The organism is Nocardia sp. NPDC060249 (assembly GCF_042728755.1).
GTDB lineage: Bacteria > Actinomycetota > Actinomycetes > Mycobacteriales > Mycobacteriaceae > Nocardia.
On record NZ_JBHXAQ010000011.1, the window covers coordinates 1 to 13,921 of the forward strand.

Consider the following 13,921-nt stretch of genomic DNA (forward strand, 5'->3'; position numbering starts at 1 on the left):
CCTTCGTCGCATCTCCGCGGCGCCTAACCGGCGACCCGGCCGCGGACCGGCCACTTCGTGGCCGTCCCTCCCTAGGGGTCGGGAGTGCGGTGGCCGGGTTAGGTGGGTTGTTGAAGACGGGGACTGGCTGGGTGCGCGCGGTCGGTTGTTGAAGTCGGGGACTGGCTGGGTGCGCGCGGTGGGTTGTGGAGTCGGGGACTGGCTGGGTGTGGGCGTTGGGTTGTGGAGTCGGGGACTGGCTGGGTGTGCGCGGGTGGGTTGTGGAGTCGGGGACCGGCTGGGTGCGCGGTGGGTTGTGGAGTCGGGGACCGGCTGGGTGTGCGCGGGTGGGTTGTGGAGTCGGGGACCGGCTGGGTGCGCGGTGGGTTGTGAAGACGGGGACTGGCTGGGTGTGCGGGGTGGGGTGTTGAAGAGGGGGACGGGCTTGGTGAGGGGTGGGGGGAATGCGGTGGGTGGCTTGTAATAGTCGTTTGCGGGGCGGGTAATCAACGAGATGGTTGCCACGGAGGAAGTTCGCTGCCGGGATCCGCGAGTGCGGCTACCGTCAATACATGACTGGACCGGCGCCCCTTGACCTTGCTTCGATCCGACGCGCACCGAAGGCCTTGCTGCATGATCACCTCGATGGTGGTCTGCGGCCCTCGACGGTGCTAGAGCTGGCCGCTGATTGCGGTTATGACGAATTACCCGCTTCCGATGCCGAGAGTTTGGGGGCGTGGTTTCGTGACGCCGCCGACAGCGGATCGCTCGAGCGGTATCTGGAGACGTTCGCGCATACGGTCGCGGTGATGCAGACCCCGGAGGGGCTGCGCAGGGTGGCGCGGGAGTGCGCGATCGACCTCGCCGCTGACGGGGTGGTGTACGCGGAGGTGCGGTTCGCGCCCGAGCAGCACCTCGAAAAGGGCCTCACGCTCGACGAGGTGGTCGAGCACACGCTCGCCGGATTCCGTGAGGGCGAGGCGATCGCGGCCGAGCAGGGCGATGTCATCCGGGTGACGTGTCTGCTCACGGCGATGCGGCATGCGGCGAGGTCGCGGGAGATCGCGGAGTTGACCGTGCGGTTCCGGGATGCGGGGGTGGGCGGGTTCGACATCGCGGGGGCCGAGGCGGGATTCCCTCCCACCCGGCACCTGGACGCGTTCGAGTATCTGCGAGCCAATCACGCGCACTTCACGATCCACGCGGGTGAGGCGTTCGGCCTGCCGTCGATTCACGAGGCGCTGGCCTTCTGTGGCTGCGATCGGCTGGGCCACGGCGTGCGGATCACCGACGACATCAGCGTCCCTGGCGACATCGCGGACGCGCAGCTCGGGCTGGTCGCGAACTATGTGCGCGATATGCGGGTGCCGCTGGAGCTGTGTCCCTCGTCGAACGTGCAGACCGGCGCGGTGCCCTCGCTGGACAAGCATCCGTTCGACCTGCTGGCTCGCCTGCGCTTCCGGGTCACCGTCAACACCGACAACCGCCTGATGAGCGATACCTCCATGAGCGAGGAGATGCTCAAGCTGGTCGACACGTTCGGCTACGGCTGGAGCGACCTGGAACGCTTCACCATCAACGCCATGAAGTCGGCCTTCATCCCGTTCCCGGACCGGCTGAAGATCATCGACGAAGTGATCAAGCCGGGTTACGCGGTACTTCTCGGTTGAGATGAATCAGGGGTGGCACCGCATCGGTGCCACCCCTGATCGCATCGAGAGCTTATTCGCTGACGAGGCGCGCCTCGAAGGCACGCTGCAGGTCGCGGAACTGCTGGGCCTCCGACGCGTACGGCGGGTTCGGCGCCATCCGGTTCGGATCCGGGTTGAGCAGGTACGAGACGTACCAGCCGAGCGGGTTCGACTGTGCGAGAGCCGTTTCCACGCTGTCGTCATCGGCGTAGTCGGCCGCGTCGGTGAACAGTTCGACCGCGAGGTCGAGCTGTTCGATATCGACCGCCTCCGGCCCCTCGGCCAGATCGTCGACCAGACCGGTGAGCACGTAGACGTTCTCGTCGGTCACCTCGACCTCGAGCGAACCGTCCACCGCCGCGGTCTGCACCTCGGCGTAGGTCGAGACCCGCGCCAGCTCGTGCTCGTGATCGTCGGCCAGGTAGCGGGCCAGCGCGCGCTCGGAACCGAAGACGGTGATGGTGCGGCCGTCACCGAGGAAGATCGGCTCGTCGTCGAGGTAGCAGCGCAGGGTGAACTGCTCGCCGTCGGAGGTGACGATCTTGACGGGGTCGATGCCGACCTCGTCCCAGAAGGACTCCTCTTCGTCGTCGTCGGCGGCGGTGAGATCGACGTTCTCGAACTCTTCCTCCTCCTCGGCGACGTCGTCGGCGTCGACCTCGTTCTCCTCGGCCGCCAGCAGTTCCGCCTCGGCGACGGCCACCGCGGCCGCGTCGACCTCGGGTGTGCTGACGACGCTGTCGATCGCGTCGAGCACGTCGTCCCAGCCCTTGACGATCGCGGCACCGACCTGGTCCCACAGCTCTTCACCGTCGCGGCCGGCGAACGTGCTCGCCCCGCTGGCCAGCGCACCGAGCACCGGGTTGTTGCCGAAGAACTTGGTCACCACGTCGAGCTCGCACACCTCGGCGATATTGCGCACCATCGCCAGGGTGTCTTCGAGCTCGCCGACGACATCGACGTCCGGATCGCCCGCCGCCAGTTCCGGCACGGAGACCAGATCGAAGCTGAAATTCTCCTCCGGCTCCAGCTCAGCGGCCGAAAGACCGGCGATGACCGCCCAGGACGGGTGGTCGACGAGGTCGTTGTCGGAGTTGGTGCGGATGAACGCCGCCAGCTCCGCAACGGACTCGAATCCGTAGAGGTCGTCCTCGTGACCGAGGAACGCCTCCCACTCGTCGTCACCGTCGCGCCAGCGCGGTGCCCACAGGGTGACGAGATCGCCATCGGTCAGACCGAGCTCGATCGGGACGATGTCTCCAGAAGCCATGACGCGAAGCCTAGCTAGCTCGAGCGCCGGGCACTATCCGGCCCGGGTGCTAAGTGCCCGTCGGGCTGTGCACTCGGGCCGGCGAGCGATTCGTTCAGTGTCGCAATGATGTTGGAACGTGCCTCACCGGCGGTCTCGGTGGCCTGCTTGCAGGCCGACAGGATGAGCGCGGCGGCCTCGGTGGGCGCCAGGGTGGTGATGGCTTCGTCCAGCGTCAGGGCGACGAGGGCGCCGTCGCTGTTCACCTCGGCGGTGACCAGCCCGTCCTCGGTGGTGAACCGCCCGTTGACCTGCTTCAACCCGTACAGCGCGGCCTCGAGGGCCTCGAGCTTTCCGGTGACGCCCGCGACCAGGGCATCCATTTCCGCACTCACAGTGGCCTCATCCAACTCGTCTGACCGGTGTCGGCGTCGTCGATGCGATCGAGCTCGTCGACCGCCTGACGCCGGGTGGGCAGGTTCATCTTGTCGAGCAGTTCGTCGGGGATCTGCGCTTGCTCGCTGTAGACCTCGCGCAGGCGGGCGGCGGCGGCGATGGTCGAGCGCCGGGTCAGGCGCAGGATCTCGTCGGCCAGCGCCTGAGCGCCGAACTGGTACTCGCTGCGTTCGAACTTGAGCGCGATCGGCAGACCCATGCTGGTCGCGCGGACCGAGATCGTGCCGGATCGGTTACTGCTGACCGCGGACTCCACATTGGGGACCTCGGGGATCGGCGTGCCGCTCATTCGGTAGGCCTGTAGAAGCCGTAGAACTCCATGCCACTGTTCTCCGTTCGGATGGAACTGATCGAAACCGGATCGCCCGCCTCGACGAGCTGCCCGTTGCCGACGACCATGGCGACATGGCCGTCCCACACGGCCAGATCGCCCGGCATCAGGTCACCGGGGGATACCTGAGGATTACCGATGTGCTGTTCCTGCGCCAGTCGTGGCAGTTCGACCCCGGCCTCGCCGTAGGCGTACTTGGTGAGCCCGCTGCAGTCGATGCCCGACTGGGGGTCGTTGCCGCCCCAGACGTACGGCGTGCCGACCGCGCCGATAGCCGATCGGACCGCGGTCGCGGCTTTCTCGTTGGGCGCCTCGACCGTACTGCCGTCGGGCAGGGTGATCTTGACGCCGGTGCCGGACCCGGTCGACGAACCGGCCGATGACCCCGTCGATCCGCCCGTTCCCGTCCCCGCCCCCGTGCCGCCGGTGGTGGTCGACTTCGAGGTGCTGCTGTTGCTGCCGCCCATCGCCGTCGACAGACCCGATCCCATGGCGCTGAGCACCGTGCTGCCGGCGCTCGCCGCGGTGGAGAGCAGACCGGAACTCGACGCCGAGGACACGAGGTTGCTCGCGCCGGACGAGACGCTCGCCAGCGACGTGCTCGACGGTGCGGGGGTGAGTTCCTGGATCGCGGCGGTCTGGGTGCTCATTTCGTCCTGCACCCGGCCGACAACGCCCATGCCCTGACCGATGTGGTCGATCGCCGAGCTCACCACGGCGGTCAGACCGGCGGGTGTGCCGAGGGTGGGGCTGAGCGCGGACACCTGGGACAGGAACGAGTTGACGATCCCGTCGAGCTCCTTCTGCCCGGTCTCCACATAGGCGGCGGCCTGGTCGACGACGGTCGCCATCTCGGTGCCGTTGTCGCTCAGCGTGGCCGAGGACGTCTGCACGCGCAGCGCCTTGGACGTGGCCGCGTCGACGGCCTGGCCGTCCCACGCGGTGTTCACGTTGTTGATGCTGTAGCGACCCTGTTGATAGATCTGGTCGAGGTTGGTCGAGGTCGAGCGCAAGCCGTCGGACGCGCCGCCGGTGCCGAGCACGCCGGTGCCGAAACTCGACAGCAGATCGAGAAGGGGTTGGGCCAGCCCGCTGAGGTCGATCATGCGTTGTTACCGATATCGCCCGCGGTGGCGTTGATCCCGGCCGCGTTGTTCAGGTCGGTCTCGACAAGAGTTGTCGCGGCGCTGGCGGTGGCCAGCCCCATGCTGCCCATGACCGCGGACAGCTGGGCGATCGCCGCTACGTGGCCGGCGTGCGCGGCAGAGTAGGCGGCGGTGAAATCGCCGCCGATGAGACCCATGATGGGGCCGAGCAGAGTGGGGTCGGAGGCAACCGAACCAGCCGCCGCGGTGGCCAGTTCCGTGGCCATCACCTCAGCAGCCGCGCTGTACGCGACGATGCCCTCGGCATCGGCTGACATTTTCGTCATCGAACTTCCCCCAATCCTCGAGTTCCCGGGCAGAGTACGTCACTCAGTATCTTGGACGCACCGACTCCGCATTCGGTTCCCTACTACCGCGAAAATTTCCCCAGCGGTCGTAGGCGCGAAGCGCCAAGCGACCCTATCGTCTTTTCATGCGCACCGACACCGTCGACCATCCCCTCGCCGCGACCCTGCTCAGCACCATGCGGGACGCCCGGACCGACAACGCCACTTTCCGCAATGCTCTGGCCGATCTCACCGGCATCCTCATGTACGAGGCACTGCGCGACGCGCCGGTGGTGCGCGAGCCCATCGACACGCCGGTCGCGGTGACCGACGGTGTCCGTTTGGCGGCGCCTCCGCTGCTGGTTCCGGTGCTGCGCGCCGGGCTCGGCATGGTCTACGCCGCAGCCGAACTCGTGCCGCAAGCCCGCGTCGGTTTCGTCGGCATCGCCCGCGACGAGCAGACGCACGAGCCGGTGCCGTACCTCGAGTCGCTGCCCGCCGATCTCACCGGCCTGCCCGTCTTCGTCCTCGACCCGATGCTGGCGACCGGCGGTTCCATGCGCCACACGATCGAACTCCTGGTCGCCCGCGGCGCGACCGACATCACCGCCGTCTGCGTCGTCTCGGCCCCTGAAGGTGTTGCCGCCCTGGCGGCCTCGGGCCACCCGGTCCGCCTGATCACCGCCGCCATCGACGACAAACTCAACGAGCACGCCTACATCGTCCCCGGTCTCGGCGACGCGGGCGACCGCCAGTTCGGCCCCCGCTGAACTATTCCTCGCTGTCTGCCAGTGACCGGCAGAACGTGGTGAGCTGGGAGAGACGCCGAGCGGCGAGCTGTTTCGCGTCGTTCAGGTCGTCCCGGTCGGTGACCGAGGCGAAAACCTCCAGGTAGCACTTGAGTTTGGGTTCGGTGCCAGAGGGGCGCACGACGATGCGGAAGTCGTCGGCGTCGAAGATCAGTGCGTCGGTGCGGAGCCGGCCGCGGACCTGCGCCTGGTCGGTGAATTTCACCGGGGTGCCCGCGATGTCGCTGGGCGGGTTCGCGCGCAGGGCGGCGACCAGCACGCTCGCGGCGGCCTGATCGGGTAGGCGCAGGGAGACCTGGCCGCCCGCGTGCAGGCCGAATTCGACAGCGTAGGAGTCGAGTTCGCCGCGCAGCGTCTCGCCTCGAGTCTTCAGCAGGGCGACGAGGTCGGCGGCGGCCACCGCGGCCGAGATGCCGTCCTTGTCGCGGACCTTGGAGGGGTCGACGCAGTGCCCGATGGCCTCCTCGTAGGCGTAGACGAGTCCGTCGCCCGCCCTGGCCAGCCATTTGAAGCCGGTGAGGGTCTCGGCGTAGCGGGCCGAGCGCGCGGCGGCCAGCTTAGACAGCAGGCGCGAGGACACGATGGTCGTGGCGACCAGCGGGTCGGTGGGGTGCGTGCGCAGCACATAGTCGGCCAGCAGCACGCCGGTTTCGTCGCCGCGCAACATGTGCCAACCGTTCGGCCCCGGCACTCCGAGCGCGCACCGATCGGCATCGGGATCGAGTGCGATCGCCACATCGGCATCGATCCGCTCGGCCAGTGCGAGCAACAGATCGGCGGCGCCCGGTTCTTCGGGGTTGGGGAAGGCGACGGTGGGGAAGTCGGGGTCGGGGGCGAACTGCTCCTCGACCACCCGCACATCGGTGAACCCCGCCGCGGCCAGCGCGCGCACCGCGAGCTCGCCACCGACCCCGTGCAGCGCGGTGAGCGCGATCCGCACCTCCGCCCGTTCGCCGGGACCGCCCAGCAGCCGGGGTAATTGCGCGACGCGCTCGAGATAGCGATCGACCAGGTCGGCGCCGGAAGCCGGAACAGCTTCCCGCGCAACAGGTTCGACCACAGCCTCGATGCGTTTCTCGATCTCGCTGTCGGCGGGTGCGATCAGCTGTGACCCACCGTCGAGGTACACCTTGTAACCGTTGTCGGCAGGCGGATTGTGCGAGGCGGTGATCTGCACCCCCGCCACCGCACCCAGCTCACGCACCGCGAACGCCACCACCGGAGTCGGCACCGGATCCGGCAGCACCGTCACGGGAAAGCCCGCGGCAGTGAAGATCTCAGCGGTCGCCGTGGCGAACTCCGCCGACCCGTGCCGCGCGTCCCGCCCGACCACCACGGCGCCACCGCCGAGGCACCGTTCGCGCAGCCAGTCGGCCAGCCCGGCCGTGGCCCGCGACACCGTCGTCACGTTCATGCCGTCCGGGCCCTCGCGCAACGGTCCACGCAGGCCCGCTGTCCCGAAGCGCAGCATCTACACGCGCTCCAGGATGCCGCGCAGCAGCTTGCCCAACCGGGGCGCGGCGGCCTGCCCCTCGGCCAGCACCTCCGCGTGCGAAAGATGTTCGCCGGTCACGCCCGCTGCCAGATTCGTGACCAGCGAGATACCGAGCACCCTCGCCCCGAGCGAACGCGCCTCGATCGCCTCCAGCACTGTCGACATGCCGACCAGGTCGGCGCCGATGGTCGCGAGCATGCGGATCTCGGCCGGCGTCTCGTACTGCGGACCGATGAGCCCGGCGTACACACCGTCGGTCAGGCTCGGGTCTATTTCCCTTGTCAGCGACCGCAATTCGGGATCCCAGGCGTCGACCAGGTCGACGAATCGCGCACCGACCAGCGGGGTGCGCGCGGTGAGGTTGATGTGGTCGGCGATCAGCACCGGCTCACCCACCCGCAGGCCCGCCCTGAGCCCGCCCGCGGCATTGGTGAGCAGCACGATCTCGGCGCCTGCCGCGATCGCCGCGGTGACCGGGTGCACCACCTGCTGCGGCGTGTAGCCCTCGTACAGGTGCTGACGACCCATCAGTAACAGCACGTTGTTGTCGTTCACGGTGACCGAATGGACCATGCCGCCGTGCCCCTGCGCACTGGGTTTGCCGAAGCCGGGTAGCTCCGTCATGGGGATCGAGGCATGCGGCGCCCCGATCTCGGCTGCTGCCTCCTGCCACCCCGATCCCAGCACCACGGCCACGCGATGACGCGGCACTCCCGTACGTTCGGCAATCGCCGCAGCGGCCTGTTCGGCAGTCATGAGGTGAGTTTATTGGAGCGCAGGCCCGCTCGGGGTTCGCGGCCCCGCCGGTCCCGCGGCGAACCCTTCTCGAGGGCGGGTCGTGCGGGGCGGGGAAAGGTGCCTACCCGCGAGTAGGACAGGGTTCAGGTGCGGACTATTCTCCCCTGCATGCCGTATTTGGAGCGCTCTGGTGATGTTTTCGTCCTGTACCTCGGCAACGAGGGTGAGACAGACAACGAGAACCGTTTCTCGCCGGACTGGATCGATGCCTTCCACGCCGCACTCGACGAGGTCGAGGCGTCCGAGGGTGCTGCCGCGCTGGTCACCGTCGCGACCGGCAAGTACTACAGCAACGGCCTCGACACCGATTACGTCTTCGGCAATCTCGACAAGATCCACGGCTACCTCGACCGCGTGCACTCGCTCTACACCCGCCTGCTGACCTTCCCGATGCCGACGGTCGCCGCGGTGAACGGCCACGCGTTCGGCGCGGGCGCCATGCTGGCCACATCCCACGATTTCCGCGTGATGCGCGGTGACCGCGGCTTCTGGTCGCTGCCCGAGGTGCACCTGGGCATGCCGTTCACGATCGGCATGAACGGCTTGCTGAAGGGTCGCCTGAGCAACCAGGTGTGCGTCCAGGCGATGACCACCGGCCACCGTTTCGGTGCCGACGAGGCCATCGCCGCCGGCATCGCCGAGGCCAAGGCCGACGCCGACGAGGTGCTGCCCGCCGCGATCGCCCGCGCCGCCGCGCTCACCAGCCTGCGCAAGCCGATCACCCCCATCATCAAGACCGCGCTGCACGCCGAGACCCTCGCCGCGCTGGCCACGCCGGTCACCCCGGAGAACCTCCCCTTCGGAAACTGACCTCGCTCGCCGGTGCGCCGCTGTCGGGCACTGATGCAAGACTGGGGGTATGGCACCCTCGCGCACCGGCGAACTCACAGCCACCGCCTCCGACGCCGCGATTCTGGCTGCCTCGGACGAGCTGATCGGGCTCTCGCACGCGATTCACGCCGAACCGGAGCTGGCCTTCGCCGAAACGCGTAGCGTCGCCAAGGTCCTCGCGCCGCTGGTCGAGCGCGGATTCGCCGTCACGACGGGTGTGGCCGGGCTGTCGACGGCGTTCCGTGCGGTATACGGCAGCGGCCCGCTCACCGTCGGTATCTGCGCCGAATACGACGCGCTGCCCGAGATCGGGCACGCCTGCGGGCACAACATCATCGCCGCGTCCGCCGTCGGCGCGGCGATCGGGCTGGCCGCCGTGGCCGACGCGCTCGGCCTGACCGTGGTGGTGCTCGGCACGCCCGCGGAGGAGAGCGGCGGCGGCAAGGTGCTCATGCTGGAAGCGGGCGCCTTCGACGACATCGCGATGGCGATGATGGTCCACCCGGGTCCCGCCGACATCGTCGGTGCGCGCTCACTGGCGCTGGCCGACCTCGCCATCGTCTTCCACGGCCGCGAGGCGCATGCCAGCGCCGCGCCCGAACTGGGCCGCAACGCGGGCGACGCGGTGACCCTGACCCAGGTTGCTGTCGGCTTGCTACGCCAGCATCTGCGACCCGGCCAGCAGCTGCACGGTATAGTGTCCGACGGTGGCGTAGCCCCCAACATCGTGCCCGGACGCGCGGAGTTGCTGTACTACCTCCGCGCGGTCGATTCCGGCTCCCTCGACGACCTGATGCGCCGAGCGAAGGCCTGTTTCGAAGCGGGCGCCCTGGCGACCGGCTGCACCCATGACATACGGACGCTCGCGCCCACCTATACCGAGCTCACCCCCGATCCGGTTCTTTCCGCTGCCTACCGCGCGCAGATCACCGGACTGGGCCGGGTGCCGATCGCGCCCGAGCTCGAGGTGCTGCGGCCGCTCGGGAGCACCGACATGGGCAATGTCACCAACGTCATCCCCGGTATCCACCCGGTGATCGGCATCGATGCGGGCGGTGCGGCCACCCACCAAGTGGAGTTCGCCGCCGCGGCGGTGAACGCCTCGGCGGACCGGGCGGTGCTCGACGGCGCTCTCGCGTTGGCGCGTACCGCTGTCGCTATCGCGGGCGATGAAGTACACAGGGACAGGTTGTTGCAACGGCTGATCGAACGACAGGAGGACATTCGGTGACCATTTCCGGCCATCCGGGCACCGCACGCGCAGGCTCCGACGCGCTATCGATGGGTATGGGTACCCACTCGATGGCGCGCGAGACCGCAGCGTGTCCGACCACGCCGGACACCGAACCAACTCTGATGTCGGGAACCGAGATCGTTGACGCATGGCTGGCAGAGCACACCGCTGACCTGGTGCAATGGCGCAGGCATATCCACGCCAACCCCGAATTGTCGCGGGCGGAGTTCACCACCACCGAGTTCGTGTCGGGCTGGCTCACCAAGGCCGGGCTGACCTGGGAGGTGCTGCCGGGCGGCACCGGGTTGATCTGCGACTTCGGTCCCGCCGATCGGCCGCGGATCGCCTTGCGCGCCGACATGGACGCGCTGCCGATGCAGGAATTCACCGGTCTGACTTTCGCCTCGACGGTGCCCGGTGTGTCGCATGCCTGCGGGCACGACGCGCACACCACGGTGCTGCTCGGTGCCGGGCTCGCGCTGGCCGAGGCCAAGGACGAGCTGCCGGTGGGGGTGCGGTTGGTGTTCCAGCCCGCCGAGGAAGTGATGCCCGGTGGCGCGCTCGATGTGGTCGCGACCGGTGGGATGACCGGGGTCGATCGGATCTTCGCGCTGCATTGCGATCCGCGTCTGGAGGTCGGCAAGGTCGGTGTGCGGACCGGGGCCATCACGTCGGCGGCCGACACTGTCGAGTTGGTGCTCGATTCGCCCGGTGGGCACACCTCGCGGCCGCATCTGACCAGCGACCTGGTCTACGCGATCGGAACTGTCATCACGGGATTACCCGGATTGCTGAGCCGGCGCGTCGATCCTCGAACCAGCACGATCATGGTCTGGGGTGCGGTGAGCGCGGGCAAGGCGCCCAACGCGATTCCGCAGACGGGCATGCTCACGGGCACCGTGCGCACCGGCGATCATGCCACCTGGCTGCTGCTGGAACCGCTGGTCCGCGAGATCATCGACGGGTTGCTCGCGCCGACGGGCGTGCGCTACCAGCTCAACTACAAGCGCGGGGTGCCGCCGGTGGTCAACGACCCGACGTCGGCGTCGATGTTCGAGAACGCGATCCTGGGGATGGGTGAGGACGCGCTGGCCGACACCCCGCAGTCGGGCGGCGGCGAGGATTTCTCCTGGTACCTGGAGGAAGTGCCCGGCGCCATGGCCAGGCTGGGTGTCTGGTCCGGCGTCGGCGAGCAGCTGGACCTGCACCAGCCGACGTTCGATATCGACGAGCGCGCTTTGGCGGTCGGCGTGCGAACCCTGACGAACATCATTCTGCAAGCACACTGAGCTTGTGCGAGCACACTGAGCTGTCCCGTGCCGGTCGCGTGACCGGCACGGGTTCTCTCAAGCGCCGGGCCCGACGTTCTTGCTGTTGCGGGTGCGGAGGGCGTGGACGTAATCCTCTGGGGCGCCTGCCTTTTCGGCCGCGTCGGCGATGACGCCGATGTAGCGGGCCGAGGGGAGGCCGCCTTCGTAGGCGTCGAGAACATAGAGCCAGGCCAAGCGGGACTCGCCCTGGGTGCCGGTGACCCGGATCCGGATCTTCTTGTGGATTCCGAAGTCGGAGCCCTCCCAGCGGTCGAGGCTGTCCTCGTCCTCCGGGGAGACGTCGTAGAGCACGACGAATACCCGCGAGCCGGGATCCTCGACGACGGTGGCCAACGGCCCTTCCCAGCCGATGTCGTCACCGGCGAAGGTCAGGCGCCAACCCTCCAGCCACCCGGTCCCGGACATGGGCGAATGCGGGCAGCGTTCCAGCATCTGCGTCGAGTCCATGTTGGACCCGTAGGCGGCATAGATCGGCACCATCGAACTGTAGCCAATAACCGCGGTGGAATTCCCGTCTCCCTCCCAGATCGGCTGACCGTCACACTCGCGAGTGGCACCGAACACGCGCGCCGTTGTTCACCGATCCGACCCGGGCACGTCACATCGCACCTGAAATGATGGCCTCGACAGCACGGACGAGCCCTCACAAGGGGCAGGTCCGATCAGGCGAGCACAAGGAGCGTGACTGGTGGCACGGATTGCGATCATCGGCGGTGGACCGGCCGGATACGAGGCGGCGCTGGTAGCCGCTCAGCACGGGGCCACGGTGACCCTGGTCGACGCCGACGGTATCGGTGGCGCCTGTGTGCTGTGGGATTGCGTGCCGTCGAAAACTTTCATCGCCTCGACGGGCCTGCGCACCGATCTGCGTCGCGCGCGCGACCTCGGCATCAATATCGATGCCGACCAGGCCAAGGTGCACCTGCCCGAGGTGAACGCGCGTGTCAAGGCGCTCGCGCTGGCGCAGTCCTCCGATATCCGTGCCAAGTTGCAGGCCGCGGGTGTGCAACTACTTCCGGGGTATGGCGAATTGGTCGGGCCCGCACCGGGTTTGGCGCATCGCGTGCGCGCGAACCTGGCCGACGGCAGCGCCGAGGAGTTCGAAGCCGAGGTCGTGTTGATCGCGACCGGCGCGAGCCCGCGGGTGCTCCCCGGCGCCGAGCCCGACGGTGAGCGGATCCTGAACTGGCGTCAGCTCTACGACCTGCCGGAACTGCCGGAGACGCTGGTCGTCGTCGGATCCGGTGTCACCGGTGCCGAATTCGTGTCCGCCTACACCGAGATGGGTGTGCGGGTGAAGCTCGTGTCGAGCCGCGATCGCGTGCTGCCCGGCGAAGACGCCGACGCTGCCCTCGTGCTCGAGGAGGCCCTGGCCGAACGCGGCGTCGAGCTGGTCAAGCACGCCCGCGCCGACGCCGTGGAGCGCACCGCCGACGGCATCGTGGTGAAGCTGTCCGACGGCCGTACCGTCACCGGTTCGCACGCGCTGATGACCGTCGGTTCCACCCCGAACACCGAGAACCTGGGCCTGGACCGGGTCGGTATCGAACTCGATCGCGGCGGATATCTTCGTGTCGACCGGGTTTCGCGCACGGCGGTGCCCGGCATCTACGCCGCGGGCGACTGCACGGGTCTGCTGCCGCTGGCTTCGGTGGCCGCCATGCAGGGCCGGATCGCGATGTATCACGCGCTCGGCGAGGGCGTGAGCCCGATCAGGCTCAAGACGGTGGCCTCGGCGGTGTTCACCCGCCCGGAGATCGCGACCGTCGGTGTCAGCCAGACCGCCATCGACAACGGTGAGGTTCCCGCGCGCACAGTGATGTTGCCGCTCAACACCAATCCGCGCGCGAAGATGTCGGGTCTGCGCCGGGGCTTCGTCAAGATCTTCTGCCGTCCGGCGACCGGTGTGGTGATCGGCGGTGTGGTGGTCGCGCCGATCGCGTCGGAGCTGATCCTGCCGATCGCGCTGGCGGTGCAGAACAACCTGACGGTCACCGACCTGGCGCAGACGTTCTCGGTGTACCCGTCGCTCACCGGCTCGCTCACCGAAGCCGGACGTTTGCTGATGCGCCACGACGACCTCGACTGAACCCCTGACACCGTATTGTGAAACGAATCACAATGCGTTCCAGGTTTCGAATTGTGTTGTTCGCCAACGCCGCTCGTCACTTCTCGGTAACCGCCGCACCGGGTGTTTGCGCAGGCGAAGCCGGGTGAAAGCGAAACCCGGTGCTGCGTTGCCTGTCCCGCGCTCATGTGGTTGACTCACCGCCGAGGCGCGATCA

The 13,921-nt window shown here is 68.2% G+C and carries 14 protein-coding genes; 6 read left to right on the plus strand and 8 right to left on the minus strand.

What is annotated here, in order from left to right; translation table 11 throughout:
- The first annotated feature begins 551 nt into the window (after nt 1-551).
- Nucleotides 552-1,649, plus strand: coding sequence for an adenosine deaminase (locus ACFWFP_RS27955; protein WP_379299864.1), 1,098 nt, complete (start codon nt 552-554; stop codon nt 1,647-1,649).
- Between the two features lie 52 nt (nt 1,650-1,701).
- Here the strand turns inward: ACFWFP_RS27955 and ACFWFP_RS27960 are convergent, their stop codons facing one another.
- The 5 genes from ACFWFP_RS27960 to ACFWFP_RS27980 are packed head-to-tail and all read right to left on the minus strand — an operon-like array spanning nt 1,702 to nt 5,138.
- Nucleotides 1,702-2,940, minus strand: a complete 1,239-nt coding sequence (locus ACFWFP_RS27960; protein WP_379299866.1) for a primosomal protein — start codon at nt 2,938-2,940, stop codon at nt 1,702-1,704.
- 14 nt (nt 2,941-2,954) lie between these two features.
- Complete coding sequence (locus tag ACFWFP_RS27965) at nt 2,955-3,314, minus strand: YbaB/EbfC family nucleoid-associated protein (protein ID WP_379299868.1); 360 nt, start codon at nt 3,312-3,314, stop codon at nt 2,955-2,957.
- Nucleotides 3,311-3,664: a hypothetical protein gene (locus ACFWFP_RS27970; protein WP_067447900.1), complete on the minus strand. Its 354-nt coding sequence runs from the start codon at nt 3,662-3,664 to the stop codon at nt 3,311-3,313. The genes ACFWFP_RS27965 and ACFWFP_RS27970 overlap by 4 nt, the downstream gene beginning before the upstream one ends.
- Complete coding sequence (locus ACFWFP_RS27975) at nt 3,661-4,812, minus strand: C40 family peptidase (protein ID WP_379299870.1); 1,152 nt, start codon at nt 4,810-4,812, stop codon at nt 3,661-3,663. Before ACFWFP_RS27975 ends, ACFWFP_RS27970 begins: the two co-directional genes overlap by 4 nt.
- Entirely contained in the window at nt 4,809-5,138 is a 330-nt protein-coding gene (locus tag ACFWFP_RS27980; protein WP_379299872.1) for a hypothetical protein, read from the minus strand. The genes ACFWFP_RS27975 and ACFWFP_RS27980 overlap by 4 nt, the downstream gene beginning before the upstream one ends.
- A 146-nt stretch (nt 5,139-5,284) precedes the next feature.
- Between ACFWFP_RS27980 and upp the strand changes: the two genes are divergently transcribed.
- Entirely contained in the window at nt 5,285-5,908 is a 624-nt protein-coding gene (gene upp / locus ACFWFP_RS27985) for a uracil phosphoribosyltransferase (RefSeq protein ID WP_379299874.1), read from the plus strand.
- 1 nt (nt 5,909) lies between these two features.
- Here the strand turns inward: upp and ACFWFP_RS27990 are convergent, their stop codons facing one another.
- Together ACFWFP_RS27990 and ACFWFP_RS27995 are read right to left on the minus strand one after the other, a co-directional pair.
- Nucleotides 5,910-7,418 (minus strand): phospho-sugar mutase, encoded by a 1,509-nt coding sequence (locus ACFWFP_RS27990; RefSeq protein ID WP_379299876.1) that lies wholly within the window; start codon nt 7,416-7,418, stop codon nt 5,910-5,912.
- Nucleotides 7,419-8,198, minus strand: a complete 780-nt coding sequence (locus ACFWFP_RS27995) for a purine-nucleoside phosphorylase (protein WP_379299878.1) — start codon at nt 8,196-8,198, stop codon at nt 7,419-7,421.
- 150 nt (nt 8,199-8,348) lie between these two features.
- On the opposite strand from ACFWFP_RS27995, the gene ACFWFP_RS28000 reads away from it, so the two are divergent.
- The 3 genes from ACFWFP_RS28000 (at nt 8,349) to ACFWFP_RS28010 (ending at nt 11,594) form a co-directional block, all read left to right on the plus strand.
- Entirely contained in the window at nt 8,349-9,050 is a 702-nt protein-coding gene (locus ACFWFP_RS28000) for an enoyl-CoA hydratase-related protein (RefSeq protein WP_379299880.1), read from the plus strand.
- Nucleotides 9,051-9,099: 49 nt separating this feature from the next.
- Entirely contained in the window at nt 9,100-10,302 is a 1,203-nt protein-coding gene (locus ACFWFP_RS28005) for a M20 family metallopeptidase (RefSeq protein WP_379299882.1), read from the plus strand.
- A 125-nt stretch (nt 10,303-10,427) separates the two neighbouring features.
- The gene (locus tag ACFWFP_RS28010; RefSeq protein ID WP_379300116.1) at nt 10,428-11,594 is read left to right on the plus strand and encodes a M20 family metallopeptidase; all 1,167 of its coding nucleotides are present in this window, start codon (nt 10,428-10,430) and stop codon (nt 11,592-11,594) included.
- A 57-nt stretch (nt 11,595-11,651) separates the two neighbouring features.
- On the opposite strand, the gene ACFWFP_RS28015 is transcribed toward ACFWFP_RS28010, so the two are convergent.
- Nucleotides 11,652-12,113: a gamma-glutamylcyclotransferase gene (locus ACFWFP_RS28015; RefSeq protein ID WP_056819179.1), complete on the minus strand. Its 462-nt coding sequence runs from the start codon at nt 12,111-12,113 to the stop codon at nt 11,652-11,654.
- Nucleotides 12,114-12,324: 211 nt separating this feature from the next.
- On the opposite strand from ACFWFP_RS28015, the gene ACFWFP_RS28020 reads away from it, so the two are divergent.
- Nucleotides 12,325-13,725 carry an NAD(P)H-quinone dehydrogenase gene (locus ACFWFP_RS28020; protein WP_379299884.1) on the plus strand — a complete coding sequence of 467 codons (1,401 nt, stop codon included), beginning with the start codon at nt 12,325-12,327 and terminating at the stop codon, nt 13,723-13,725.
- The last annotated feature ends 196 nt before the right edge of the window (nt 13,726-13,921 follow it).

Bases quoted from the DNA above. Each gene is read 5' to 3' on its own strand.
- ACFWFP_RS27955 (WP_379299864.1), top strand. From the start codon at position 552: ATGACTGGACCGGCGCCCCTTGACCTTGCTTCGATCCGACGCGCACCG.
- ACFWFP_RS27960 (WP_379299866.1), bottom strand. From the start codon at position 2,940: ATGGCTTCTGGAGACATCGTCCCGATCGAGCTCGGTCTGACCGATGGC.
- ACFWFP_RS27970 (WP_067447900.1), bottom strand. From the start codon at position 3,664: ATGAGCGGCACGCCGATCCCCGAGGTCCCCAATGTGGAGTCCGCGGTC.
- ACFWFP_RS27975 (WP_379299870.1), bottom strand. From the start codon at position 4,812: ATGATCGACCTCAGCGGGCTGGCCCAACCCCTTCTCGATCTGCTGTCG.
- ACFWFP_RS27980 (WP_379299872.1), bottom strand. From the start codon at position 5,138: ATGACGAAAATGTCAGCCGATGCCGAGGGCATCGTCGCGTACAGCGCG.
- upp (WP_379299874.1), top strand. From the start codon at position 5,285: ATGCGCACCGACACCGTCGACCATCCCCTCGCCGCGACCCTGCTCAGC.
- ACFWFP_RS27990 (WP_379299876.1), bottom strand. From the start codon at position 7,418: ATGCTGCGCTTCGGGACAGCGGGCCTGCGTGGACCGTTGCGCGAGGGC.
- ACFWFP_RS27995 (WP_379299878.1), bottom strand. From the start codon at position 8,198: ATGACTGCCGAACAGGCCGCTGCGGCGATTGCCGAACGTACGGGAGTG.
- ACFWFP_RS28000 (WP_379299880.1), top strand. From the start codon at position 8,349: ATGCCGTATTTGGAGCGCTCTGGTGATGTTTTCGTCCTGTACCTCGGC.
- ACFWFP_RS28005 (WP_379299882.1), top strand. From the start codon at position 9,100: ATGGCACCCTCGCGCACCGGCGAACTCACAGCCACCGCCTCCGACGCC.
- ACFWFP_RS28010 (WP_379300116.1), top strand. From the start codon at position 10,428: ATGTCGGGAACCGAGATCGTTGACGCATGGCTGGCAGAGCACACCGCT.